This window comes from Staphylococcus sp. EG-SA-2 (assembly GCF_017152085.1).
This window is the reverse complement of sequence record NZ_JACYHC010001089.1, coordinates 1-725: the sequence shown is the minus strand read 5'-3', so window position 1 is coordinate 725 and position 725 is coordinate 1. Positions and strand designations below refer to the sequence as shown.

At 40.4% G+C, this 725-nt stretch carries 1 pseudogene; it reads right to left on the bottom strand.

From position 1 onward, the window contains the following. Positions 1 to 237: 237 nt before the first annotated feature. A pseudogene (locus tag IDG60_RS18230) lies at positions 238 to 725 on the bottom strand (hypothetical protein); the annotation flags it as partial.

Genomic DNA, 725 nt, shown 5'->3' with positions numbered 1-725 from the left:
ATATATTATTGAGTATTACAGGCTGGGACATAAATCAATGTTCTATGCTCTACGAAGTTATATTGGCAGTAGTTGACTGAACGAAAATGCGCTTGTAACAAGCTTTTTTCAATTCTAGTCAACCTTGCCGGCGGGGCCCCAACAAAGAGAAATTGGATTCCCGATTTCTACAGACAATGCAAGTTGGGGTGGGACGACGAAATAAATTTTGCGAAAATATCATTTCTGTCCCACTCCCTACAAGTTGAATAAACGTGCGAAGAAACCTTTTTTCTCTTCTTGAGGTTTTGGTTCTGACATTTCAGACTGTGAAGCTGTGCTGTCATTTTCTGCTTTCGCTTCCAATGAATCGTTCGAAGTAGCTTGTTTAGAAGCTTCTGCATGGGCTTCTGCTACTTGTTGTTCAGCATCATGTTGCGCTTCTGCATCTATTGTAGCTTCTTTATTTGAAGTCTCAGCTGCATTGCCATTTTTAGACTGCTCAACGCTGGCTTTTTCAATTGCTTCAGTTGCAGAAATTTGATCCTCTTTATCTACTTTAGTAGTAGTGCCATCGCCTGCATTGTCTGCTTTAGTATCCGTCTTAGCGTCTGTTGACGTATTCACTCCAGCAACCTTCGAATCTTTACTGTCAGCTTTATCTTCAGTAACAGCATTCTTTTCAACTTTATTTGTTGATTCAGCCAATACTTTAGCTTGAGATGCTTGTGCTTCTTGGATAGCCT